The 25,618-nt window shown below is 42.6% G+C and carries 22 protein-coding genes; 17 read left to right on the top strand and 5 right to left on the bottom strand.

The genetic code is table 11. The features are described 5' to 3' along the window. Nucleotides 1-11: 11 nt before the first annotated feature. Nucleotides 12-593 carry a Crp/Fnr family transcriptional regulator gene (locus DUL71_RS14170; protein WP_114938733.1) on the top strand — a complete coding sequence of 194 codons (582 nt, stop codon included), beginning with the start codon at nucleotides 12-14 and terminating at the stop codon, nucleotides 591-593. Here the strand turns inward: DUL71_RS14170 and DUL71_RS14165 are convergent. Next, complete coding sequence (locus DUL71_RS14165) at nucleotides 590-1,180, bottom strand: HD domain-containing protein (protein ID WP_114938732.1); 591 nt, start codon at nucleotides 1,178-1,180, stop codon at nucleotides 590-592. The genes DUL71_RS14170 and DUL71_RS14165 overlap by 4 nt on opposite strands. A 167-nt stretch (nucleotides 1,181-1,347) precedes the next feature. Here DUL71_RS14165 and DUL71_RS14160 point away from each other — a divergent pair, with 167 nt between their 5' ends. Beyond that, nucleotides 1,348-1,788 (top strand): DoxX family protein, encoded by a 441-nt coding sequence (locus DUL71_RS14160; protein ID WP_114938731.1) that lies wholly within the window; start codon nucleotides 1,348-1,350, stop codon nucleotides 1,786-1,788. Between the two features lie 23 nt (nucleotides 1,789-1,811). On the opposite strand, the gene DUL71_RS14155 is transcribed toward DUL71_RS14160, so the two are convergent. The 3 genes from DUL71_RS14155 to DUL71_RS14145 are packed head-to-tail and all read right to left on the bottom strand — an operon-like array spanning nucleotide 1,812 to nucleotide 4,572. Then, nucleotides 1,812-3,359 (bottom strand): FAD-dependent monooxygenase, encoded by a 1,548-nt coding sequence (locus DUL71_RS14155; protein WP_114938730.1) that lies wholly within the window; start codon nucleotides 3,357-3,359, stop codon nucleotides 1,812-1,814. 60 nt (nucleotides 3,360-3,419) lie between these two features. After that, nucleotides 3,420-3,659, bottom strand: a complete 240-nt coding sequence (locus tag DUL71_RS14150) for a hexameric tyrosine-coordinated heme protein (protein ID WP_208645557.1) — start codon at nucleotides 3,657-3,659, stop codon at nucleotides 3,420-3,422. A gap of 40 nt (nucleotides 3,660-3,699) precedes the next feature. Then, nucleotides 3,700-4,572: an AraC family transcriptional regulator gene (locus DUL71_RS14145; RefSeq protein WP_114938729.1), complete on the bottom strand. Its 873-nt coding sequence runs from the start codon at nucleotides 4,570-4,572 to the stop codon at nucleotides 3,700-3,702. Between the two features lie 233 nt (nucleotides 4,573-4,805). Between DUL71_RS14145 and DUL71_RS14140 the strand changes: the two genes are divergently transcribed. The 14 genes from DUL71_RS14140 (at nucleotide 4,806) to hmpA (ending at nucleotide 17,275) form a co-directional block, all read left to right on the top strand. Beyond that, a complete protein-coding gene (locus DUL71_RS14140) occupies nucleotides 4,806-6,917 on the top strand; it encodes a sigma 54-interacting transcriptional regulator (RefSeq protein WP_161964438.1) in 2,112 nt (703 codons plus the stop codon). A 219-nt stretch (nucleotides 6,918-7,136) separates the two neighbouring features. After that, on the top strand, nucleotides 7,137-8,081 hold the full coding sequence (locus DUL71_RS14135; protein ID WP_154402402.1) for a sensor histidine kinase: 945 nt from the start codon (nucleotides 7,137-7,139) through the stop codon (nucleotides 8,079-8,081). Between the two features lie 177 nt (nucleotides 8,082-8,258). Further along, a complete protein-coding gene (locus DUL71_RS14130; protein WP_114938726.1) occupies nucleotides 8,259-8,672 on the top strand; it encodes a hypothetical protein in 414 nt (137 codons plus the stop codon). 8 nt (nucleotides 8,673-8,680) lie between these two features. Then, entirely contained in the window at nucleotides 8,681-9,013 is a 333-nt protein-coding gene (locus tag DUL71_RS14125) for a hypothetical protein (protein ID WP_114938725.1), read from the top strand. A gap of 22 nt (nucleotides 9,014-9,035) precedes the next feature. Further along, nucleotides 9,036-10,154, top strand: coding sequence for a PAS domain-containing sensor histidine kinase (locus DUL71_RS14120; protein ID WP_114938724.1), 1,119 nt, complete (start codon nucleotides 9,036-9,038; stop codon nucleotides 10,152-10,154). Nucleotides 10,155-10,239: 85 nt separating this feature from the next. Next, nucleotides 10,240-10,677, top strand: coding sequence for an RrF2 family transcriptional regulator (locus DUL71_RS14115; protein ID WP_190295304.1), 438 nt, complete (start codon nucleotides 10,240-10,242; stop codon nucleotides 10,675-10,677). 120 nt (nucleotides 10,678-10,797) lie between these two features. Then, the gene (locus DUL71_RS14110) at nucleotides 10,798-12,948 is read left to right on the top strand and encodes a cbb3-type cytochrome c oxidase subunit I (RefSeq protein WP_244228754.1); all 2,151 of its coding nucleotides are present in this window, start codon (nucleotides 10,798-10,800) and stop codon (nucleotides 12,946-12,948) included. Nucleotides 12,949-12,953: 5 nt separating this feature from the next. Continuing rightward, nucleotides 12,954-13,997, top strand: coding sequence for a cbb3-type cytochrome c oxidase subunit II (locus tag DUL71_RS14105; RefSeq protein WP_114938723.1), 1,044 nt, complete (start codon nucleotides 12,954-12,956; stop codon nucleotides 13,995-13,997). Nucleotides 13,998-14,015: 18 nt separating this feature from the next. Then, nucleotides 14,016-14,282, top strand: a complete 267-nt coding sequence (locus DUL71_RS14100; RefSeq protein ID WP_114938722.1) for a hypothetical protein — start codon at nucleotides 14,016-14,018, stop codon at nucleotides 14,280-14,282. Continuing rightward, nucleotides 14,279-14,686, top strand: coding sequence for a cytochrome C (locus tag DUL71_RS14095; protein ID WP_114938721.1), 408 nt, complete (start codon nucleotides 14,279-14,281; stop codon nucleotides 14,684-14,686). Before DUL71_RS14100 ends, DUL71_RS14095 begins: the two co-directional genes overlap by 4 nt. Nucleotides 14,687-15,015: 329 nt before the next feature. After that, a complete protein-coding gene (locus tag DUL71_RS14090; protein ID WP_114938720.1) occupies nucleotides 15,016-15,402 on the top strand; it encodes a group III truncated hemoglobin in 387 nt (128 codons plus the stop codon). Between the two features lie 29 nt (nucleotides 15,403-15,431). Then, nucleotides 15,432-15,725, top strand: a complete 294-nt coding sequence (locus tag DUL71_RS14085; RefSeq protein WP_114938719.1) for a cupin domain-containing protein — start codon at nucleotides 15,432-15,434, stop codon at nucleotides 15,723-15,725. Nucleotide 15,726: 1 nt separating this feature from the next. Beyond that, the gene (locus DUL71_RS14080) at nucleotides 15,727-16,023 is read left to right on the top strand and encodes a cupin domain-containing protein (protein WP_114938718.1); all 297 of its coding nucleotides are present in this window, start codon (nucleotides 15,727-15,729) and stop codon (nucleotides 16,021-16,023) included. Nucleotides 16,024-16,063: 40 nt separating this feature from the next. Beyond that, nucleotides 16,064-17,275: an NO-inducible flavohemoprotein gene (gene hmpA, locus DUL71_RS14075; RefSeq protein WP_244228753.1), complete on the top strand. Its 1,212-nt coding sequence runs from the start codon at nucleotides 16,064-16,066 to the stop codon at nucleotides 17,273-17,275. A 74-nt stretch (nucleotides 17,276-17,349) separates the two neighbouring features. On the opposite strand, the gene DUL71_RS14070 is transcribed toward hmpA, so the two are convergent. Beyond that, nucleotides 17,350-18,690 carry a polysaccharide deacetylase family protein gene (locus DUL71_RS14070; RefSeq protein WP_114938717.1) on the bottom strand — a complete coding sequence of 447 codons (1,341 nt, stop codon included), beginning with the start codon at nucleotides 18,688-18,690 and terminating at the stop codon, nucleotides 17,350-17,352. 156 nt (nucleotides 18,691-18,846) lie between these two features. Here DUL71_RS14070 and DUL71_RS14065 point away from each other — a divergent pair, with 156 nt between their 5' ends. Next, nucleotides 18,847-25,398, top strand: coding sequence for an alpha-2-macroglobulin family protein (locus tag DUL71_RS14065; RefSeq protein ID WP_154402401.1), 6,552 nt, complete (start codon nucleotides 18,847-18,849; stop codon nucleotides 25,396-25,398). Nucleotides 25,399-25,618 lie beyond the last annotated feature (220 nt).

Below are 25,618 nucleotides of genomic sequence, written 5' to 3'. Positions count from 1 at the left end.
TTTGCTTTTATATGTTTGAGCTATTTAAAGAATACATCAGCCAGAAAACAACCCTCGCCGAAGCTGAATATGCCAAAATCGAGGCCGTTTGCATTTATAAAAAACTTCGTAAAAGGCAATACCTGCTACAGGAAGGTGATGTGTGGAAGTATAACGCTTTTATAACTAAAGGCCTGGTGCGCTTTTACAGTGTTGATGAAAGCGGCCGCGAAAACATAGTAAGCTTTGCTAAGGAAAACTGGTGGACGGGCGACCGGGCCAGTCTGCTTACCGGCGAGCCGTCAAAAAATAACATTGATGCCATTGAAGATACAGAACTGATATTGATCACCAAAACAAACTTCGACAGGCTTTGCCAGGAGATCCCGGCTTTAAACGATATGGTAAATGCTATTATTAATAAAAGCTTTATCACCAGTCAAAACCGTATTCATGCAGCTATATCCTTTACTGCCGAACAAAAATATCTCGACTTTGTGCAGAAATACCCCGATCTGTCGGTACGGATACCACAAGCAATGATAGCATCGTATCTGGGGATTACTCCGGAAACCTTAAGCCGTGTACGAAAAGAAACCGTAAAAAGGCATTAAACCTGCTTCTTCAAAAAATCAATATTGCTATCTTTTTCGAATTGCAATACTGTTTTACCATAATCAGTAAAGTATTGATGGTGTTGCAAAACCCTAAGGTTTAAACTGCGCCATTCTTCATCACTGAAATGCTTATCTAAATGCATTTCCCATTCCTGTTTTAGATTTTGGGCACATTTTAAATAATCGGGTGAAGCAAAGTGCCGCATATCTGCATCGCAAATAATTTGCTGCATCAGATTTTTAGGTGCCTGCGGAATTTTTGTAGCCTCAATACAATCCCATACCTGTTGTATAAAATCGTTATTGTAATGGTGCTGCATTAAAAATGTACCCGCAATGATCATGCTGGTATCTTCGTGGCCCTTGTAATGGTAAAGATAGCCGGTATCGTGAAACCAGGCGGCTATAGTAAGGATAGGTAGCTCCGGTTTTTTTAGTTTGCTGTGCCCGGCAATTTCAATTGCTGCATCCACAACTCTTTGCGTATGTCCCAAATTATGGAAATACATATTTGCCGGAAGGTTTTCTTCCATCAATGAGGTAACGTAGGCAGCGGCCCTTTTAACTATACTTATCGCAGGCATGTGAATGGTGCGATACTACCCTCATATTCTGTAGAAAATCTGGATAAATGTTCAAAATTCCCGCTCTCAACAAAAAGATGACACTTTTATCTTATTTGTGTAAACATGGATTTTGCGTTTTTAAGCGGGGTTTTAAACCTGTATTTTAGTTGCATAAATATTCATCGATGAAAAATACCCTGCAAATAGCACAACTTTATCTCCGCTTTGCTTTGGCTATAGGTTTCTTACTACCTGTGGCCGACCGTTTAGGTTTTTTAGGCCCGGCGGGACAAAATCAGGTAAACTGGGGTAGTTGGGATAATTTTGTGGTTTATACCAATACGCTGATGCCATATCTGAGCCGGTCGATGGCTGGCGTCATGGGATTTTTAGCAACCGTCGCCGAAGTTTCTATTGCCATTATGTTTATTGTAGGTTTTAAGATCCGTACTGCAGCTTACGCGAGTTTTGCCCTTACGCTTACCTTTGCCCTTTGTATGGCCATATTTTCGGGAATTAAGGCACCTTTTACTTATTCGGTTTGGGCTGATAGCGCTGGCAGTTTATTGCTGGCCAGTATAGCCACTTATCGCTGGAGTATTGATTTTATATATGATGAAGCCTAACGCCGGTTAGTCTTTTGGGGCTATCAGCCGCCTTTGAAGGTATCAAAATAACCGCTTATTAAGGCCGGGCTAATTTCATCACTAAGCAGAGCTATGTAATTATCAGGTCTTACTAAAAGATACAAACCTGTTTTTACGCCAAGCTTTTGCCAGTCTTCATTAATGGGCAAATTAACTATTTTGATATAGGGTAATAAGTGATCTGGTATCTGGCTGTTATCCAGTTTTGTGCCAATACACAACAGGTGAAACTTTGCTTCGGTGAGTAAATGATAAATACTTTGCGGTTTGCCATCAATCTCCGTTATAACATAGGGACATCTGTCGCCGGCGCTAAACTTCAGATTTTGCTTGATAAATTGCCGTGACAGCGGGCTGTTTTTGTACGAATACCAAATTTGCGAAAGTACCCTGAACATGCGCCTTGTTATCCATTTTTTTGATAACACCATTCGTAAAACGAGGGGCATAAGGTAGGTACGCACCATGTATATAAGCCAATTACGCCCTGTCATAAACGCAAAGATGTTATCCGTAAACTTCAGGAGCCATTGGGCAAAAGGATACCGCTCGGTATGGTAGGTATCGGTTAACTTTTCGCCGGCAGCTCCTTGTATTACCAGGGCCAGTTTCCAGGCCAGATTATGGGCGTCTTGTAAGCCTGTGTTCATACCCTGGCCACCTGCCGGACTATGAATGTGCGCAGCATCACCCAATAAAAAGCAACGGTTTACCCTGAATTTGTCTACACAACGATGGTGTAGCTTGTATACCGAAAACCAGTTTAACTTGTTGATATTAAGCGATAGTTTGATATTCTCGGCAATCACGTTTTTTAAATCATCAAAGCTAACATCATCAACACCCGCAAAGCTGTCGGGCAAGGTGCCCAATATGCGGTAATTGTTATCGCCGTACATCGGGAAAAAAGCACAGAAATTGGAGCGCGACAGGGATGCGATGAGCTTGTTTAATGGTTGCTGCCAGTTGAGCTGTACATCGGCAACAAAAAATTTGTTTTGATACGTGCCGCCTATAAAATCCAGTCCAAGGTGCTGTCTTACTATGCTGGAAGCACCGTCGCAAGCCAAAAGGTATGAGGCTTTGACCACTATTTTCCTGAAAGGATCGCTTTTATCGTAAATATTAGCGAAAACCAGATCTTCGTTTTGTTCAAAACTTACCAGGCTGGTCCGCCATAAAACATCGTGGCCTGTTGCTTTAAGCTGCTCATAAAGCAGCTCTTCGTTCTTAAACTGTTCAAAGGCCTGTACGTTTGGGAAATCGGTAAGTCCGTAACCTGCTTCGGAGGTTTGGAGGGCTGCTTTTTCCCTGCCTTTCATGTAAATGGCAAATTTGCTGATCACATTTCCCTGCTCCAAAACCCTATCAACAATTCCCATTTGCTGGTAAATTTCCATGCTGCGGGCCGTAACCAGCATAGCCCGCGACTCGTGCGTAGGCGCGGGTTTGATATCAATAATAATAAAATCAATATTGAAGCGCGCCAGTTGGCAGGCAGCCATTAAGCCGGTTGGTCCGGCGCCGATAATAATTACCTGTGTATGCACAATTTGTTACCAGGCTTAAAAATAGATATTCTCAATTTGCAGCAGAAAGATATTGTACTTTTATCTCCAATAATTGTTAGCTGCCGCTATCGTAGCAAATTCGGTTGCCACGGTTTGGCCTACAGCTATAAGCATGGCGGCATCTTCGGCGTATACACCACGGAGCCTTCCACGAATTTCATCATCTGGCTGGGTTATTTTGATAATAAGCCGGGCCATTTTAATGGCAAGCTCGCGTCCTTCCTGTGGTGTTGCAGTAATTAACGAGTTACCTGGGATTAGTTGTATTGAATCCGACATGATGTTAATTGTTTATCAGGTTGATTAAATAATTTTATTGCTAAAAAACGGGTTGCAACACTGTTCCTCTTTTTTTGAAATCAGAAAAGCTGACCCCGGTGGCGTTTTTGAAAAATTTGCTAAAGTGCGCCATGTCGCAAAAACCAAGGTCGTAAGCTATTTTTTTCATACAGTTATCCGGATGTATGGCCTGACGTTTGGCCTCGACAGCTATACGTTGCCTGATATGATAACCCGCCGGCTGGCCTGTTAATTTTTTTACTACTTCGTTAAGGTAATTAGGGGTTACCGATAGTTTTTCAGCATAATCGGCAACCATTTTATATTCTCTGAAGTTTTTATCAAGCAGTGCCATGAAATTTTGCAGAATAGCGGTATTTCGTGATTGCTTTGGTGCCTGCGCTATCGATTCCAACTGACGGGAAAGGTAGATCAGGAAGATCTTGAAATAACGTTTTAATATTTCAGAACGGTAAAGATTATGCCTGCTGTACTCTTTCATCATTATTTCGGTGATATCACGCATGTCATCGGCCAGCTCATTGTCTATAGCAATGTTATTGGACTGGTTAAACATTTGGTAGATAGGACTGTAAACGGGTTCGCGGCTATAATCCTCCATGTCCAGAAACGAATCGGTGAAAGATATAACATAACCCTGCAAGCCATCGCCGAATTTAAGGTCATGCACCTGACCGGGTTTTATCAGCAGCAGCTGGTTGGTGTGCACTGTTTCTTTTTGTAAGTTAAGCCTGTAGTAACCGGTACCGGCTACTACCCATATCAACATGAAATAATCATTTGGAAGATCGATGCCATTCTCTTTAATCCATTCAATGGTATGGATTTTAAAAGGGAGACAACTGGATGTTTTCTCAAAATGGCGCGGCGCAAAATCGTTTAACTGTTTCATGGTGGCTTAGTTTAAAGCTTGTAAGGCATGTAATGCAACTCTAAATTCGTGCCGTTATTTGTATTTATTTGATAATCAGTTCTTTGTTATTGTACTAATGTGGCGTTTGTAACGAAATATCATGATATTCCTGATTGGGGAGCGAAATATCGTATCTTTATAATGGTATTTTCAACCCTACCAAGCCCCGTAAGTATCCTATGTTAGCCGAAAGCGAGTTGTTAAAAGGTATTATGAAAAAGCAGGAAAATAATATTGCTTTTTTGTTGTCTGTAAGCGGCGATATGGCGAAGGTAAGGGGGCGCACCGATCTGTTAAATGTTATTAATTCGCGTTTAAAAATCTTGTTTACCTGCACGCATTGCGGTATTGGTATTGTTAATACAGTAACGGGCGAAACAAGTCCGTTTTTGATCGACCCTGATTCCAAAGCATCATATGATACCGGTTATGCGGGACTATTCGATGATTTTGATATCCGTGCTGATAATATCATTAATCAGGTAACCGCCGCGGATGTACCCCTGGTTTTTAATCTTGAGGCCGAAGAGAAAACAGGTCGCTTACCTGCCATATTCAAGAAAAACCTGCAGTTGGGGATAAAGGAAGTACTCATGGTAGCTTTTAATATCAACGCCCACCTTACCGGGGTTTTATCACTTTTTTCGGATGTTGCATATAGTTTTCCGGATCAATATTTTGATATTTTAAAAGGTATCAGTAACCAGCTTTCAATAGCTACAGCTAATATCATTGCTAATGAGCAGATTCTGGAAAGCGAGAAGGAAAAAACTTTCCTGTTATCGGTAAGCCATGATTTTGTGGCCTGCCGCAATAAGAATGAGTTTTTAGATGTTGTGCATGAAAAAATGGGCGCTCTTTTTCCTTATAGGGAGATGGTGATATCGTTGCTGAACGAAGATGGCAATACGCATAGCGCTTACCTGTATAACTTAACAGAAGAATCCAGAAACCACCAGGATTATCAAGAAAGGGCTGCCGAAAAGTATATGCTGGAAGACGGCATTTATGATATCCTGTTAAATTCGGAAGTGCCGCTTGTTTATGATCTTGAAGCGTTGCTACTCCGCGATTTTGTACCTCCTTATATTAACTTTTTTTATGAAAACGGCTCGCGCGAATTAGTGACTGTGCCTTTGCGTGAAAATGACAGATGCATTGGCGGCGTGTTTATATGGATGGGGCAGAAAAATACCTTTACACCATCACAGCTTAATTTGCTCACGGCGTTTTGCTCTCAGATATCAATAGCCGTTGCCAATATACGGGCCTATGAAAAAATTGAAAGTCAGCTAAAGCAAATAGATCAATTTAAAGCCCAGCTTGAAGAAGAAAAGCTTTACCTGCAGCAGCAGATAGATACTGCCTACAATCATGGTGAAATTATTGGCCAGAATGGTGGGTTAAAGGATGTTTTTAACCTGATATCGCGCGTAGCCGTAACGGATAGTACCGTAATGATATTGGGCGAATCGGGTACAGGGAAAGAGTTAATTGCAAGGGCTATTCATAACGCATCGCCACGTAAGGATAAAATGCTGGTAAAGGTAAACTGTGCCGCCCTGCCTGCAAGTTTAATTGAAAGTGAACTGTTTGGTCATGAAAAGGGAAGCTTTACCGGTGCCAACGAGCGTAGGATAGGTAAATTTGAACTGGCTCATAATGGCACTATTTTTTTAGATGAGATAGGAGAACTGCCTCCCGACCTGCAGGTTAAACTGTTAAGGGTGATACAGGAAAAGGAGATAGAACGGGTTGGCGGGCATCAAACCATTAAAACGGATGTACGCATTATAACGGCCACAAACCGCAATTTACTTACCGAGGTTGATAGCGGTGGCTTCCGTATCGATTTGTTTTACCGCCTTAATGTTTTCCCGATAAACCTGCCGCCTTTGAGGGAACGTGCGGAGGATATTCCGCTGCTTATTACGCATTACATCAATAAGTTTGCACAAAAATTTGGTAAACGGATAGATAAAATTGCTGATAGTGTTTTAAAACAAATGACGGCCTATTCATGGCCGGGCAATGTACGCGAACTGGAACACCTGATTGAACGCAGTGTACTCATGGCATCAGGAAATACCTTAAAAGAAGTGTTTTTACCCAAAGCAATTACCGTATCGCCGCCTGTTGATAAAGTACCCGCAACTGAGGTAACATTGCTTGATGAATGCGAGCGCCAACACATTATTCATGTACTTAAGCATACCGCCGGCAGGGTTAAAGGCCCGGGTGGAGCTGCCGAAATCCTGGGCTTGCCTTCAACCACTTTACACTCGCGAATGAAAAAGCTTAAAATCGAAAAAGCTGATATCTGATATTCTGATTTTTAATGATATAAATTAATACGCTGTTTAGTTGTACAGATGGCGGAACAATATGTAATTTATACATCAAAATCCCTGATTAATACATCGCCGGGCTTTAGTTTGCATATTATTTTTATAAGTTGAATTTAAGTGCAGGTTTATGTGTGAATATGCACGCTTTTCAAGCAGGATCTGTTTGGTTTAGGCTGGTCATAAAAATAATATCAAGTGAATATCAATATAAGCTCGCCCCGGTTTTATTGTAAGCTGATACTTACAAGTTTGTTGCTTTTGATATCCACAAACTCTCCGGCGCAGTATTCCGGACACCTCAACGCGCTATGGGTAAACAGTGCCCCGCACGTTATTAAGTGGGATATTACCACTATAAGCACTGTTGCCATGATTATCATTTTGATCATTGCTTATATGTGGTACAGGCAAAGGCAATTCAGCAACAATCAGTTGCAGCTGAAACAGAATGAAATTAATGTACAAAATCAGGCATTACAACATTTAATTGCTGATAACGACCGGTTGCTGGACGAAAAGGACTGGTTATTACAGGAAGTGCATCACCGGGTTAAAAATAACCTGCAAATAGTGATGAGCCTGCTCAATACACAATCGGCATTTTTGAAGAATAACGCGGCGCTTGCTGCCATCCGCGAAAGCCAGAATCGGGTACAGGCTATAGCGCTCATCCATCAAAAGCTATACAGTAGTTCAAATGTAGCGTATATCGATGTAGCGGTTTATATCAACGAACTGGTTAATTATCTTGCAGATAGTTATAACGCACATGATCGCGGTATCAGGTTTGAGCAGCAGATAGAACCCGTAAAAATGGACGTTACCCAGGCTATACCCATTGGCCTTATGCTCAATGAAGCTATTACTAATTCCGTCAAGTATGCTTTTCCAAACAGGCGCGGGTTTATAAACATCTCTCTCGGTACAATTGATGATAATAACATGATGCTTAATATAGCCGACGATGGGATAGGCCTGCCGGAGGATTTTGATATTAAAGAGGCTTCATCTTTAGGAATGGAAATGATGAAAGCCCTGAGTAAGCAGCTTGACGGCAATTTAAAAATAGAAGATAACAATGGCGTAGTGATCACTTTTGTTTTTCCGGGCGAAAAGAAATTCGGAAACATGGAAAATTAAAATTATCGTGTGTGATATCAACACTTAATTGCCTTAGGCTATATGTAATTTATACTACTGAAACCATAATTAATACATTGATTTAGGACAACTCCAGTACGAACTTTACATTGTTAAATCAACAGTTAATAATTAATCATTGGTTAAACTGTTTTTGATAACCTGTAATGTTCGCCTATGAAAAAGTTTATTTGCTTCGTGGTAACCTTCCTTGTAAGTGTACTCATGTTTATGGTAACGGGTTTGTTTATTAAACTTAGTACAGGTATAATGGAACCTTTAGTTCCTACCGAACTTTTCATCGTGGCATTGTACGCTATCTGCGCCTTAAAATTCGCTTTACTAATCATTATGCTTGTACCCGATAAGCCTGTGCTTAAGCAAATGAGTATCGGTTTTATTTTGGCCGATGTGGCATTACTACTGTTTAACAACAATGCCAACGTAACAACAGGTATTCCTGTATCGCTTGTTGTGGCGCAGGCGTCGCTTCTACTGTTCTATATGACTTTACAAGGCCGTTTATGGCTTTACAAAAGCAGTACAATATATAATACCGTCGAAAATGAACTGATAGCTTCACCTATTTAATTGATGATATGCGCTACGAGGATGAACAATTGGTAAATCTCATTATTGATCTGCAGGAGCGGGGCTTTAATCACGATTTTATTATCGAAAATGAGCACATCAGGTGCCTGCAATATAATGAACTGATCTCGCCCGATGATTTTGAGATACTGGAAACCTATCATCGCAGGGCATCTAACGCAAATGACAACTGCAGTTTGGTGTATGCTATCAGGTTAACTAACTACGATATGAAAGGGATATTGATGAGCGATTACCGCTCGTACATTAAAGGAATGTCTTTACGGTTGTGGTCAAAATTTAATAATGTAATCAGGTTAAGTCTATCAGTAATAAAATAAAAGATAAGAAAAACATATCCACATGAACAGGGAAATCAAAAATATGGAAAACCGGACGGGTGTAATACCTGACCAAACCATAGGAGGGGCTTACGTTGGCAACTGGAAAATTCAACTCAAATCAAACAAGGTATCCTTTTGCCCGCGGATGCGCAAAATCCTTGAACTATCAAAAGGATATGACGAACATATTGATGAGCTTTTTGAATTGATAAAACCCGGGCAATTGAGCGGGCTGATCCATGAGTTTAAGGTAGCCTGCTTTAACGGAACAAAGTTTGAAAAGCAGATACAAATTATAACTCCATACGGTACCGAAAAATGGGTACAGCTTTCGGGGGTATTATACTCACGCAGGTGGGGCACCGCCGAACAAATGATTGGCACCATTGAAGATGTAACTCAAAAAGTTAATGAAGAGTGCCTGAGCATGGCCATTGTAAACCACGAATTGCGTGCACCTTTAACTATTATTAAACTCAATACTCAGTTTCTGATCAATCACCTTGCACACAATATCAATAAACAACCCGTAAAGCTGCTGAACATGGTTGATCAGCATATTAATGGGATGACAAAACTGATTGACGAGTACCTGTCGCCCTCAACCAGTGATGATCGGTCGGCACAGCTCAATTTTAGTTTGTTTGATATTAATGATCTGGTTGATACCGTACTTGGTGAAATGAAGATACTGTATCCCGGTCATCGTTTTTGTAAATACCCAACAGCCGACAGCATTTTTATCAGGGGGGATAAATACAAGATTACCCAGGTACTCATCAATTATTTAACAAACGCGGCTAAATTTTCGCCGCCATGTTCGCACATCAACGTCAATATCGATCGTAATGAGAACGATGTTGAAGTATCCATTCACGATCAGGGTGTAGGTATTAATGAAGAGAATGGCCAGGTACTGTTCCAGAAATTTTATCAGTGCAATCAAAAATCGGTAAGGCAAAAAAACAGTAAAGGCCTGGGTTTATATATTGTGAAAAACATTATTCAAAAACACGGCGGTACGGTAAAGGCCGAGAACGGAAAAAACGGAGGTGCTGTGTTCTCTTTTAGCCTGCCGCTTAGTCAGCAAAGTAAATTTAATACTACCGGGCAGGAGGCCGTGAAATTGATGGCTTAAACAGTCATGTTTAAGTAAGGAAATAATAAAAGATAAAAATGTCTTTTATTATTGATTGAAATAACTACTTTTGCTTTATAAAGCAATGGGAATATTTTCAAAAACATGTGAGTATGCGGTAAGGGCGGTATTTTTTATAGCCCAGCAAACCGCCGATGGCAGTAGGGTGGGTATAAAGGAAATAGCTGTAAATATTGATTCTCCCGAACATTTCCTGGCCAAGATTCTTCAGGATCTGAGCAAAAGAGGCATCATTCAATCGGTAAAAGGGCCTAACGGCGGTTTTTATCTTGATGCGCAAAATCTGTCCCGCCCGCTATCAGATGTTATAGAAGCGGTTGATGGCGGGGGCATATTCAGAGATTGCGGTTTAGGATTAAAGGAGTGTTCATCAAAAAATCCCTGCCCTTTGCACCATGATTTTTTAGACGTAAGGAACCGTTTACAAAACATGCTTGAATCTATCACCATAGGCCAGTTCAACGAAGATCTGAACCTGGGAATAGTAGTATTAAAAAAATAACCTAACTCGCCCAAAAGGTTACAGGCGAGGTCAAAATCATTTAAATTTTTTTAACAAATAAAATTATAGATGTATTAAAACGATCAATTTAAAAGATAAAAAGGTATTAATATATTTTATATGAAACTCAAAATCTACTTAACCATTATCCTGATAGGTATGCTGCTGTTGATCCCCGGCGCGGCCACCTATGCAGCCGATGTATTGAAGCCCGATCCCGCCTTTAATACCGGTGCCTGCATCCTTATTGGAATTACCATTTTCTTTTTGTTATTACTGCTACTCTGGCTTATCCGCCTGGCACGTGGTCTGAGAGAAGATGAAGCCATCTATGAAAAATACGGAGACAAATGGGTATTCAGCCAGATAAACAGACTGGATAGCCGTCAGCTTGATCAGCTGATAAGCCGCCGCAACAGCCGTAAAAAGGCTATCAGCAAAGCCAAAAGCGGTAACAACGGTTTTACGGCTGTTATGGTGCTGCTGCTTGTGCTTTCATCATTAGCTGTACATGCGCAGGCACCAGGCGAAAATAAAAACATATTAACCAGCCCCGGTATGATCATTATGCTTACGCTGATCTTTATTCCGCTGGTGGTAACCGTTTTCCTGGTGGCTTTGAAAATTCGTAACCTGGCGGCTAAAACCCGCTATCGCCGTGTAAAAAAAGAAACCCGCCAGCTGGCCGATGCCGTTGATCATGACGATGCTATTTATGATGAAATTATCAAACGTAAACACGCGCTTGACTACCGTTTAACCAATAATGAGCTTGCCGGAACAATAGCGCCCGAAGATTCAAAAGGTATCCTGCTCAATATTGATGAAGTTCATGGTCCGCGGTTTTTTGCTTCCAAGCGTAAAGCGGCGCATAAGCACCAAACAGATCCCAAATTGGTAAAACTGATTATGTGGTACCTGGGCAGCGCCGCGCTGTGGCTGGTGCTGGGTACAACAATTGGCGAGTACTTAGGTATCAAGTTCGTATCGCCGGATGCCGATCATATCAGTTGGTTGAGCTTTGGCCGCCTAAGACCGGTACATACCAATATGGTTTTCTGGGGATGGTCGTCAATGGCTATGCTGGGGTTGGGTTACTATGTGGTGAGCACGGTAAGTAATACAGCGGTTTACAGCATAAAACGGGGATATTACTCGCTCATACTCATGAATGCGGCCATTATTTTAGGCAGCGGCATGCTCATGGCGGGCGTCAACAATGGTGGCGGCGAATACCGTGAATATATATGGCCGGTGATGGCGCTTTTTGCTGCAGGTATTGTGGTAAGCCTCGCCAATTATATCCAAACCATAGCGCAGCGTAAAACCAAAGAAATTTATATCTCTAATTGGTACATCGTTTCGGCCATGATGTTTTTAACAGTGATAGTAACGGTTGGCTATCTGCCCTTTTACCAGAACGGCCTTGGTGAAACCATTATTCAAGGCTATTATATGCACCAGGCCGTGGGCATGTGGTTTATGTTCTTTAACCTTGGATTAGTTTATTACTTTTTACCGCAGCAACTGAATACGCCAATTTACTCCTATAGCCTGGGGATTTTGGCCTTTTGGTCGCAGATCTTGTTTTATACCCTGATAGGTACACATCACTTCATTTTCAGCTCCATACCCTGGTGGCTGCAAACGGTTGCTATAGTAGGCAGTATGGGAATGCTGATCCCGGTATTTTCGGGTACTACCAATTTTATCATGACTTTCAGAGGCAATTTCAATAAGATAGGCCGGAGCTATACCCTGCCGTTTTACATTGTCGGAATTCTGTTTTACTTCACCGGCTCAACACAGGGCACGGCCGAAGCATTCCGGGAAACTAACCTCATCTGGCACTTTACAGATTTTACTACGGCTCACTCGCACCTTACCATGTACGGTATCATTGCCTTTTTCCTTTGGGCCAGCATCTACACCATAGTACCAAGGCTTACGGGTAACGAGCCCAAACAAGGCCTGGTAGGCGCGCATTTCTGGATGGCTTTTATAGGCTTGTTGTTCTACACCATTCCGCTTATGGTAGGTGGCACGCTGAAAGGCATGTCCTGGCGCGAGGGAAAACCATTTATTGACAGCGTGGTGCTCATGGCCCCTTACTGGCTGTGGCGCGCCATTGGTGGCTCGCTGATGTGGGCATCGCACCTGGTGTTTGCCTGGAACATTTATGTGATGTTTTCGGGGCATAAAAGTGACCCCGATATCAGGAAAGAAGTTTTTGATGAATTAAAGAACGTACCCGTTAACGCCGAAATCTGATAGCCATGGAAATTTATAACAACCATAAAAAACTTTTTACTGCCGCGTTATGCTTTTTTGTGCTGCTCACATTTTTTGTGGCGATAGGGCCTGCATTCACCAGTCAGAACAATAATGCCCCGTTGCCGGGTAGTAAGCCGCTAAACGCGCTTGAAACCGAAGGCAAAGCTGTTTTTATTGCCGAAGGATGTGTGGCCTGCCATACCCAGCAGGTGCGTAATGTGGATATGGACAAAGTTTGGGGCAAACGCCCGAACATAGCTGCCGATTATGCCAACATAACCCGTACGGATGTATGGCGAAATACAGCCACCCTGATGGGCTCCGAACGTACCGGGCCCGATTTAACCAACGTAGGCGTGCGCCAGCCAAGTAACGATTGGCATTACCTGCATTTGTTTAACCCAAGGTCGGTAGTGGCAGAATCGGTTATGCCATCATACGAGTGGCTGTTTGATATCAAGGATTATGCCTGGCCAAATGACGTGGTAGTGAATGTACCGGATGATTTTAAAAAAGGCATAACAGGCAAAATAGTGGCTACGCATAAAGCCGTGGCGCTGGTAGCATACCTGCGGTCGTTAAAAGAAATTACCCTGCCCGATGGTAAGCCTGTACCGATATTTCTGTATGGCAAGAGTGATGCTGAAAAGGCTGCCGCAGCCGCTCCGGGTAAAGGCGTTGCCGCTAAACCGGAGTTTGATGGCGCGGCACTTTATGCAAGCAATTGCCAGTCATGCCACCAGGAAAACGGCGAGGGATTGGTGGGTGCCTTTCCATCGCTGAAAGGCAGCAAGGTAGTGTTGGATGATAATCCTGAAGTGCAGGTAACCATTATCATGAAAGGCTATAATGGCCGTGTTAGTGAAGGTTATGGCGTAATGCCTGCCGTGGGCACCAATAACAATCTTAAGCCCGAAGAAGTGGCTGCCATTGTAAATCATGAACGCAGCAACTGGGGTAACAATTCTAAACAAGTGACGGTTGATGATGTGAAAAAGATCATCGCCTCGTTTGGTAAACTCGAAACAATAGCTGCTAAAAAGTAAACTAATCAGAACCTCAACATGAAAAGATATATCATACTGCTGCTTATGCTCATCCTTAAACTGGATGTTATGGCCTGCGATGCCTGTAAGAAACAACAACCCGCCGGTTTCGGAGGGATAACCCATGGCGCCGGTCCGGATAGTAACTGGGATTACCTTATTGTACTTGTCATGGTAATAATCACACTATACGTGCTGGTGGCAACCATCAAATGTTTTATAAAGCCCGGCGAAAAGAACGAAGAACACATTAAACGGATGATTTTAAACGACCTGAAGCCATGAGAGATCAAAGTTTTGTAACCCTGTTTATTGATGAAGACCTGAAGCCGATAGGAGAGTTCCCGGCACCGGTAACCTTTGATCTGGACACCCGCAAACTGACCGACGGCAACCATGTACTCAAAGTAGTAAGTAAAGACCATCAGGGTAAAGAAGGTATAAAGCTGATCCCTTTTGTAGTACGTAACGGTCCGGCGATAGCTATTGAAGGTTTAAAGAAAGATGAGATCGTAGAAGGGGTATTGCCCTTGATGATCAATGCCTATGGCAAAGGCGATCAGAAAACCTTTATGTTGCAAGGTAGTGAAACCCCGCAAAGTATCCCCTGGTGGCTAATTGTAGGCATTGTGCTATTTGTGGCATGGACGGGTTATTTCATTATCACATCGCTGGCCGTGAAGTTGTAGGGTTTGGAGATTAGTGATTAGGCGGATAGGTTTTAGCAGTAAACTAATCTCTGATCACTCCCCCACGTTAGGGATAGCAGCGGATACCGGCCATGAGCGTAATGCCTGCAGGCGTATGAGCGGATAGCCCGGGCCGGAGGTAACGCACTGGGAAAGGTTAGTGAAAAATGTGATTTAGATAGAGCGTGGTGGGAATGAGCATAGGCGGCGAAAGAGAAATCTTATACGATTTGCAAAGCCAATTTGCACAGTTGCTAAGCAGGACGTATAAGATTTCTCACTATCGTTCGAAATGACAATCCTTTTTAATAATGAAATAACAAAAACGAATGAACGACATAGAAGACATAACATCAATCAAGTTAATGGTTGATGAATTTTATAGCAGGGTGCGGCTTGACGGGTTATTGGGGCCCGTTTTTGCCGAAGTGATTAAAGACGATTGGCAGCCGCACCTTGATAAAATGTACGCTTTCTGGAATGCCGCTTTATTTGGTGTTCCGGGGTTTAAAGGTAATCCCTTTGCCAGGCATGCGCCGCTGCCTATAGGTAATGCTCATTTTGACCGCTGGCTGGAATTGTTTATCGAAACCATCGACGCGTACTTCGCAGGCCCCATGGCCGATGACGCTAAAAACAGGGCTGGCATAATGGCGGTGATGTTCATGAGTAAGCTGGCCAATATGAAAGGCGGGCCCGGCCGTGTGATCATGTAGCCAATCTTTGGGATATTAAAAATCAAATTATGAAACAGCTTCAAACAAATGAACACTTCCAGGTGGTTAAAATTGAGCTAACCGCCGGCGCAAACATGAAAAGGCATATAGCTACATCTGATGCTTATTTGATTGTGGAAGACGGAAATGCCCTGCTCATTTACGCGGGCGAAACCTATGAGCTCAGCAAAGGCGAAACCTTCCTGATACCGGCCAATGAGCAGCACATGCTTAAAATAATAGATGATTTTAAGGCCTGGATTGTACTGGCCAACGGCGCGCAGATCAGATACTTCGAGCCTGATACTACTAACATTAACTAACATGATAATTGAACAAGTGCGGGAGCAGATGCCATTAGCCAAAGGGCCTGTGGCTAAAATATTAAAGCAAAGCGGTAACTATAAAATGATGGTCATCGGCCTGAAAAAAGGTTCTGTTTTGAAGGAACACAAAACCGCAGTACCGGCCAGGCTCATAATTACAGAAGGTCATGTAACCTACAACGAGCATGAACGCACCGTTGATTTGAAACGCGACGCTGATTTTGAAATACCTGTAAACGTGCCGCACAGCCTGCTGGCCCTTGAGGATAGTATTTGCCTTTTAATACAAGGCTAACAGGCGCGGCAATTAATGATAAATATATACTGTTAAAACGATGATTACTAAAGAACAAAAAGAGTTGGTTAAGGCCACAGTGCCTGTATTGAAGGAGCATGGCGTATTGTTAACTACGCATTTTTACAACCGGATGTTTACCCATAATCCCGAGCTTAAAAATGTATTTAACATGGGTAACCAACAAAACAGCAAACAACAAACTGCCCTTGCCATGGCCGTATTGGCCTACGCCGAGCATATCGAAAATCCGGGTGTATTAATGCCTGTGCTTGATGGTATTGGTCAAAAACATACCAGTCTTGATATCAGGCCCGAGCACTATGCTATTGTTGGTGGTCATCTGATTGCGTCTATTAGCGAAGTATTGGGTGATGCGGCCACTCCGGAACTATTGGAGGCATGGACTGTCGCCTATAATCAGCTGGCGGCCATTATGTCGGGACATGAGCAAAACCTTTATAGCAAACAAGTAGCAAAAAAAGGCGGTTGGACCGGCTGGAGGCCATTTGTGGTAAAGCAAAAAATAAAAGAGTCGGCCGAGATCACTTCTTTTTATCTGTATCCTACTCACGGTGGCGCGGTTCCGGATTTTACTCCTGGTCAGTTTTTAAGTGTGCGTTTGTTTTTGCCCGAGCTTAATTTGTTGCAACCACGCCAGTACAGTATTTCGAGTGCACCCAACGGCGAATATTACCGCATTTCGGTAAAACGTGAGGCCGGCACCGAACTGCTTGCCGATGGCATGATCAGTAACCGTTTGCATAATTTTGTTAATGAGGGCGATATCATAGAGGTATCGGCACCGGCAGGCGGCTTTGTGCTAAATGGCGATGGCGATCATCCGATAGTTTTTATAAGTGGCGGCGTTGGCCAAACCCCATTGATGAGCATGCTGGAAAGCCTGATCAAAAGTGGCAGTAAACGGCCAAAAACCTGGATCCATGGTTGCCGCGATAAAAATGTGCATGCCTTTAAAGAAGTTATTGAGCATTGGGAAGGCAAAAACGAGGAAGTTAAAAAACACATTTTCTACAGCGAAGTTGAAGAAGGAGTTGCTGATGACTTATACTCCGGATGGGTGGATCTTAATCAATTAAGCGACGAGATATTTGAACCCAACACCGAATATTACATTTGCGGCCCGGCCGGGTTTATTGAACTGCATTACCGCGAACTTGTTAAAAAAGGCATCGATAAACAACTGATCCATTTTGAAGAGTTCGGCCCGCAAACTTTGCAGCTGAATTAAAAACAATATTATTTCATGTTGAAGCAGGCCGTTTTACAGAAACCTGCTTCAACATAAAATAATTTCTAATATAATTATCCCTTCTTCAGCGTAACCACACCTGCATTGGGTTGAGCCTGATACAGTACATAGGTGCCTTGTTCATCTTTGGCTGTACTGATTTTTTTACTTTTTGAGCCTTGAGTAACGGTCGCGTTTGTCCATTTGGATGACACATAAGTTTTAAGTGTTATCGGCAGATAGTACATTTTGTCGTCCAGATCATGGCTCACCTTAACCCGAATACTGTTACCCACCGTCGAAGCTACTGCTTTACCGTGTTCGCGCTCGCGGATGTATCTGGTTACATCGCCGAAAGTTGCTATCCAAAGCTTATCGTTTTTGCTTTTGATGTATTGAAAATATTCATCAAGCAAGGTGCTTGGCAGGGCTTCGTAACCCATGCCGTCAATGCCGTGAAATACCAGTACCAGCCAGGTATTGCTATGGTTAAGTGTGGTATCAACCCAAAGCTTCATCATGGGCAGTGGCGTTTTGGTGGTAGCGCCACGCTGCCATTGAATATAATCTTTATCGGTTGAGCCGGGTGATTGTTTACTGGCGCGGTCTATTTCCTTTAGCCATGGCTCGGGCATGCGGTTACGTAGGGCAGGGTAAATTTTGAGCGCGTAGCTCATCACCCGGTCGTTTTCAAAACCGTAGGGGCACTCTGCCGAAAAGGTATGTTTAGGGCCAAGCTGTGCCAGGATATCGGCCTTGCTTTTTTCCAGCTCCCAAAGCAGGTTGGGCTCGTCAAGACCGGGCATGCTGGGGTGGGTGATGGAGTGACTGGCAAACTCATAGCCTTCGGCAGCGTCTTTCCTGAAATCGTCCCAGGTTGAACCGATGGATTGTTTGAACTCATCGTTAGGTTCATAACCTGGTTTCAATTCGCCGTTGCGGGCTTTGGCATAAATATCATCCAATACCTTAAAAGCTTTTTCCTTTTTACCGCTATCGTATAAACTTCCGGCCTGTGTATGTGAGGCGATGGTACCCATGTAACCCAGATATCCGGCAGCAGAGCATCGCTCAAAAAAGTTCTGGTCATTGGTAGGCACCGTTGCCGATTCTTTAATGATATCCTTTACCGGTCGGCCTATAAATTTCCCATGGTATTTGGATCCGGGAATGGAGCCTGTGATAATGAAAAATGTGGCAGGCATTTTAAGGCGTTCCATTACCGGCAGGGCTTTTCTGAACTGGTTCATGGAGCCGTCATCATAAGTAAGGGAAACAGCTCCGGTTTTGCCGTATTGCCATTTGGTTATTTCGGTTGTGCCCGGTTTGGTTTGGGCATTGCTTTGCAAGCCTTGCAAGGCAATAAGTGCTGTGAGCAGCAGGGTTTTAACTGGTTTATAATTGGTGGTAAGCATAACTAAAATTAACTTTTTAAATTAATTTACAAAGTAATATTACTGTTTCAATTGGCTGGGTATGAGTGGTAAAAATGTATTTATGGAAAAAGGTTTGTGATTGCATCTTAAGGTGGAGTGATTGATCAACCGTTAAAAAACGTTAAAATTTTACCTATGGATATTTTATATCTTGGTTCGTCGTTTAAACATCAACCAAAGCCATTATCCCGCATGTTACCACAACTTGCCAAAACCCTCGCCTGTCTGCTTGTTTTAAGCTTAATTATTTCAGTTAATCCGGTATCAGCACAAAATAAATATGACGCGCTTAGCTTTAGGATTGATTCGCTGGCAGCCATTGGTTTACCTAAATCGGCCCTGAAAGAAGTTGATAAGCTTGATAAACTGGCTTATGATGAAAAAAACGCCCCGCAGCAGGTACATGCGGTAATTTACCGGATGAAGTTTCAGTCATACATTGAAGAGGATGCATTGGTTGCCATTATTGGCAGGTTAAAAACTGATATTGATAAAGCAAGATATCCGGTAAAGCCTGTATTACAATCAATGCTGGCAGAAATGTACTGGAATTATTACCAGGACAATCGTTATAGTTATAGTCAGCGGAGCCGGTTGGAAAAGCATACTGATGATTATACGCAGTGGGATCTTCAAACCATCATTTCTGAAACGGCGAGGCAATATCAGCTTTCGCTTGCCTATGCCAAAGAACTGCAGACAACCCCAATTGGCGTGCTCGATGGAGTTTTAAAAGGCGATAAAAGCATCCGTTATCTGCGGCCTACGCTTTATGATCTGTTGGCACAACGCGCGTTTGAGTTTTTTTTAGTTGATGAACCGGAAGTCATCAAACCTAAAATGGCTTTCTCTTTAAATAACCCTGCTTTTTTTGGCGATGCAGGCTCATTTGTAAAGCTGAATATCAAAACCGTGGATACCGCTTCGACATGGTACCAGGGTATTAAGTTGCTTCAACAGGCAACAGCCTTTCATTTGCGCAAGAATAATGAGGAAGCGTTGGTTGATCTTGAACTGCAGCGTCTGAAGTTTTTACATGATAAATCAACCATAAGCAATGCGGACTCATTATATCTGTCGGGGGTAAAAAAGATAGCAAGTTATTATGTAGCTAAGCCAATAAGTGCCAACGCTTTGGTGCTTATTGGGAATTACTACTCCGAAACCGGTGATTTGGTAACGGCGCACCGCTATTATGAAAAAGCTAAAGAACTGTTCCCTGACAGTATGAGCGGTAAAAACGCCGTTGTGTACATTCATGAATTAGAACGACCGGCCTTATCGGCCCAGGTTGAGGAAGTGTACGCGCCCGGGAAACCGCTGCTGGCCAGTTTACAATATACTAATGTTAAACAGGCAAAGTTTGCAATATACGGTATTACCAACGCGCAAATAGATCAGCTGAAAAAAGGCAATAAGCAGAACGATAATGAAGATCTATCAATGACCAAAAAGGTATCCGATTTTGTAAGCAAGTTAAATCCTGTTGAAACAGGCAACCTTTCTCTACCTGATGTTCACGATTATAAAAGTCACCGGGCTGAATTTAAAATAGCTCCGCTGCAGCCCGGCAATTATATTATTGAAATTGATGATCCTTCATCAAATAAATCGTTGCTTACAGGATTTGCCATGTTTAAGGTAAGCGGTTTAGCCTATGTGACCAGGGTACGGCCAGACGGGCTAAAGGAGATCAGGGTGCTTGACCGGGATAATGGAAAACCATTAAAAGGGGTTAAAATTAACGTGTACAATACCTATGATGACAAAGGAAAAACGGTACGGAACCCTATTAGTAATGGTGTTTCGGATGCCGATGGGGTATTCACTTTCTCTTGCCGGGGTGATCATTTTAATGCAGACCTATCAACAACAGGAGATAATCTTACCCTAAAGCAAAATTATCTTAGTGGTGCAATTGAGACCTCAGAACCTGCTGTCAAGCCTATTGAGCACACCATTTTATTTACCGACAGGCAAATCTATCGCCCCGGGCAAACGATTTATTTTAAAGGCCTGCAGATAAGTACTTTGAATAACAAAAGCAGCATAGTGGCCAACGAACAGATTATTGTTAACTTGTTTGATGCCAACAGGCAAAAGCAAGGCAGCCTTAATCTTAAAACCAACGAATATGGCACCGTAGCAGGCTCATTTATTATACCTCAGCAAACATTAGGCGGAATGATGTTCGTGTCTACAGATCATGGATCGGCCTTGATCCGCATTGAGGAATATAAGCGCCCTACCTTCCAGGTAACGTTTTCGCCGGTTAAGGAAACATATCGGTTTAATGATTCTGTTCACATTTCCGGAAAAGTTACCGCGTTTTCTGGTTATGGCCTTTCGGGGGCAAGTGTAGCTTATCACGTTAAGCGCACAGTGGCCTTTCGTCCCTATTACTTAAGAATGACTAAATATCCAGGCATTATTAATGGAGCGGAGGCCGAAATAGCCTCAGACACTATAAAAACAAATGCCAATGGTGAATTCCAGCTTGCTTTTAAAGCTTTACCGGGTAATGGAAAATTACCGGATATGTATAATTACAACGTAACTGCCGATGTAACCGACGGTAGTGGCGAAACACAATCGGCAACTGCAGCTATCAAGGTAAGCAATAATGTACTTGATCTGGATCTATCGGTGCCTGAACAGCTATCGGCTAAAGATAAAACCACTATACCTGTAAAGTTTAGCAACATAAATGGGCAACCGCAAAATGGCGTGCTAAATGTAAAGGTTTATTCGCTAAACCAACCGGACGGCGTATTTAAAAAACGGCTATGGGAAGCACCAGACCAATACCTGATGGACGCCAATGAATTTAAAAGGCTGTTTACAGGTTATGCGTATAAAAATGAAGACCAAAAAAATACCTGGCAGGTAGATAAAACAGTTATTGAAACTGATGTAAAAGTTACCGATACTACAAACGGTCAGTTTGATCTGGCAGCGTTAAAACAACAACCAACCGGGGTTTATAAACTAATTATCAATGCCCGTAACAGTAAAGGTGATACCACATCGCAAGCTTATTACATAAAAGTTCACACTGATGCAGGTAAAGCGCCCGATATGGATAGCTGGGCAACTACCATTAATGATGAAGTAAAAAAAGCTGGTGAAACAGCTGAATTTTGGCTTGGCGTAAGTAGGGAAAGTCACATCCTTGTTGAGAAATACGAAGGGGCTAAAATGCTTTCGGCCCAATGGCTTACTGTTGATGGCGATCATCAGCGGAGTATAAAAATAGTGGTGCCCGCAACTGCTAAAAATAACTTTGCGGTGCAGTTTTTAATGCTGAGCGATAATCGTTTATATAGCAGTTATAAGCGGATCAAAGTACAAGATACCACTTCGGCATTAAAGATCCGTTTGCTTACTTTCAGAAATAAGCTGCAGCCCGGCGAAAAAGAACAATGGAAAATACAGGTTTCTGCCCCCGGTAAAGAAAAAGAACAGGCCGAATTACTGGCCGGCATGTATGATGCCTCGCTTGATGATGTAGCTTTACCTCAAACCTGGGATAAACAATTGCCAACCTATGGCGGCAATGATCCTTATTATTTCAGCTGGCAAAATTATACTCAGTTTGTAACGGCTGTTGGTACCTCGGCTATTAATTATTCTCAGTCCTACGGCTTTCCGCTTTTAACAAGCTATGATTATGAAATCCTGAATTGGGGCAATTACAATTATTTTGGAGGGTATAACTATGATTACGATAGTTACATCCAATCGGTACAGAATTACAAAAAAGGGTTGGCTAAAGACAAGCAGATCGAGGCTTTGTATCTCAAAAATGCAGCGCTTATAAAAAGTGGTTTAGTGATAAGCGGGAGGGTTGTAAATGAGAGCAGCTCGCCTTTATCCGGCGTTAAGATCACAATTAAAGGTACCGGTGTTAGTACCCAATCAAACTCATTAGGGTTTTACAAGATCAAAGTACCACGAAACGCTACATTAATATTTAGCAGCAGGTACCTGGTTGATAAGTATATGAACCCGCCCGTAAACGGATATGTACAGATGAGTTCTAACGGCTTGACGCGTATAAGAGTTAACGGAAAAGATTATTTCAGTATTGCCGATCCCGGTGTGAAATCAGAGATGGGTGCGCCAAACGAGGAAATAAGGATAGATGAACCAGTGGGGAATAGTGATGTTAAAGGAGCTGAAGACTATAGCGCTACAGATATGGTGTTACGGAAAGCCCCCGGAGTACAGGTGGTTAATAGATATAGTTCTCAGGGGTATTTTGCCAATGCGCCAATGCGTGAAGTTCAGTATAAATCGGTTCTGAAATATGATAAGGAATTAATATCTGTGGGTTATGGCACCCTAAAACGAGTTACCATCCGCAAAAACTTTAATGAAACCGCTTTCTTTTACCCGCAGCTTCGCACAGATGAAAAAGGGCAGGTATTGATTGAGTTCACTATGCCGGAAGCGCTTACCAAATGGAAGTTCAGGGCTTTTGCACATAATAAACAACTACAGCTTGGTTATACCGAGGCGGAAGTAGTAACGCAAAAACAATTGAGCATAAACGCCAATATGCCTCGCTTTTTACGTGAGGGTGATACCGTAACTGTATCCGCGCGTTTAGCTAATTTAGAAACAGATCCATTGAGGGGAAAGGTGGAACTGAAACTGTTTAATGGTATTAATATGCAGCCCGTATCATTATTTGTTAACAGCGAGGAAGCGCAGCAAAAATTTGAGATCGGTGCTTCGGCAACTAAAGCGGTTTCTTTTAAACTGGTGATCCCGCCGGGGCTTGATGCGCTTAGCTATCGCTTAACCGCTGATGCTGGTAAATACAGCGATGGGGAGGAAAATACCATCCCGGTATTACCAAACCGTATGCTGGTTACCGAAAGTATGCCAATGATGGTTAGGGCTGGTCAAAGCAAAAACTTCAACTTTGATAAACTGATCAATAACAGCAGTACTACCCTGAAAAGTAAAACCCTTACGCTGGAGTACAGTCAAAACCCTGCCTGGTATGCAGTACAGGCCATTCCGTACATGATGGAGTTTCCGTATGAGTGTTCGGAGCAATTGTTTAGCCGTTATTATGCTAATAGTTTATCTACAGATTTGATTGGCAGAATGCCACTCATAAAACAGGTATTTGATCAATGGAAAGGTAGCGATAGTAAAGAACTGCTCTCCAATTTGGAAAAAAACCAGGAATTGAAAACAACGCTGCTTGAAGAAACACCATGGCTGCAGGATGCCCTTACCGAATCTGAACAGAAGAAAAGGATAGCCCAGCTTTTCGACCTGAATAAGATGAGCTACGAAATGAAGGCCAATCTTGATAAGCTGAAACAAAAGCAATTGACAAACGGAGCCTTCCCCTGGTTTGGTGGTACTTATGCTGATGATTTTATCACCAGGCACGTTTTGGAGGGGATAGGACAACTCTACCATCTCAAGGTAGCTACGGCCGATAACCAAACCTTAAAAGAGATTGCTGATAAGGCACTTGCCTATATGGATGCAGAGTTGATAAAGGTGGATAAAGAAGAGAAGAAACAAAAGAATTATCAAACAAGAGGCCTTGGCTATGATGAAGCTCATGCCTGGTATGTGCGGAGTTACTACACTGATAAGCCCATGGAACCGGCATTAAAGTCCATCTTCAATAATTATTTGAAACGCGCCGAAGATCAATGGGTAAGGCGAAGTATTTATGAACAAGGAATGATAGCCCTTACTATGTTGCGCAACGGCAAGCCATTGGTGACAAAGGCTATCATTAAATCGTTGACGGAAACGGCACAAACTTCGGACGAAATGGGCATGTACTGGGGCAAAAACATCCTGGGGTATTACTGGTACCAGTCGCCAATTGAAACGCAGAGTTTAATGATAGAGCTGTTCACAGAGGCTGGCAATAATGCCAAAGCTGTTGAGGAAATGAAGATCTGGCTGATGCGCAATAAACAAACCAATAGCTGGAAAACCACCAAAGCAACAGCTGCCGCTGTATATGCCTTGCTACTAAAACAAGAAGACTGGCTAAAAGATGGTGCTGCATCTGAAATTAAACTGGATAATAAGCCTGTTACCGAACTGAAGCCAGATGCTAAAGCGGATGCAGGCACAGGCTACATTAAAACCAATTGGGTTGACGAACAGGTAAAGCCATCGTTAGGCAAGGTGCAAATCAAAAACAACGGAAAGTCCATCAGCTACGGGGCAATGTACTGGCAGTATTTAGAGCAGATGGATAAGATCACGCCCTCGCAAACAGATATTCATCTTGAACGTAAATACTTTATAAAAAAACAAACAGATTCAGGACCTGTGTTACAGGCTGTCGATGGAACACATCAACCTAAAACCGGCGATCTGCTTAAAGTGGTGGTGTATTTAAAAGCCGGTCGTGATTATGAATATGTGCAATTGAAAGATCTTCGTCCGGCAGGTACTGAGCCCGTATCCGCTTTGTCTGAGTATAAATACCAGGATGGTTTATCATACTACCAGGTGACTAAAGATGTAGAGACCAACTTTTTTATCAGTAATTTAAACAAAGGCAGCTATGTGTTTGAATACGAATTGCGGGTAGCACAACCGGGTAGCTTTTCAACCGGTATCACCAGTATTCAATGTATGTACGCGCCGGAATTTAATGCGCACAGTGAAGGGAGCAGGGTGGTGTTTAAATAAAAGGTTATTTAAAAATGCTGTTTATAAACATAGTATCCAAATTTATTTAGAATAATTATGCGTAAAGCATAGGCCATTTTCTTTATTCGTTATCGATTGTAATTAAAGGTTTCAACAGTGCTTTTTATCGATTTAATTTTCGGCTTAAAGAATGTCCGGTTCGTGATATGGAATGTCCGGCTCGCATAGTTACTGATAGGAGTCGGGCCGATATCAGGGT

The sequence above is a fragment of the Mucilaginibacter endophyticus genome (assembly GCF_003351025.1).
GTDB lineage: Bacteria > Bacteroidota > Bacteroidia > Sphingobacteriales > Sphingobacteriaceae > Mucilaginibacter > Mucilaginibacter endophyticus.
The sequence above is the reverse complement of the archived record's forward strand: the minus strand, read 5'-3'. Positions and strand labels throughout refer to the sequence as shown.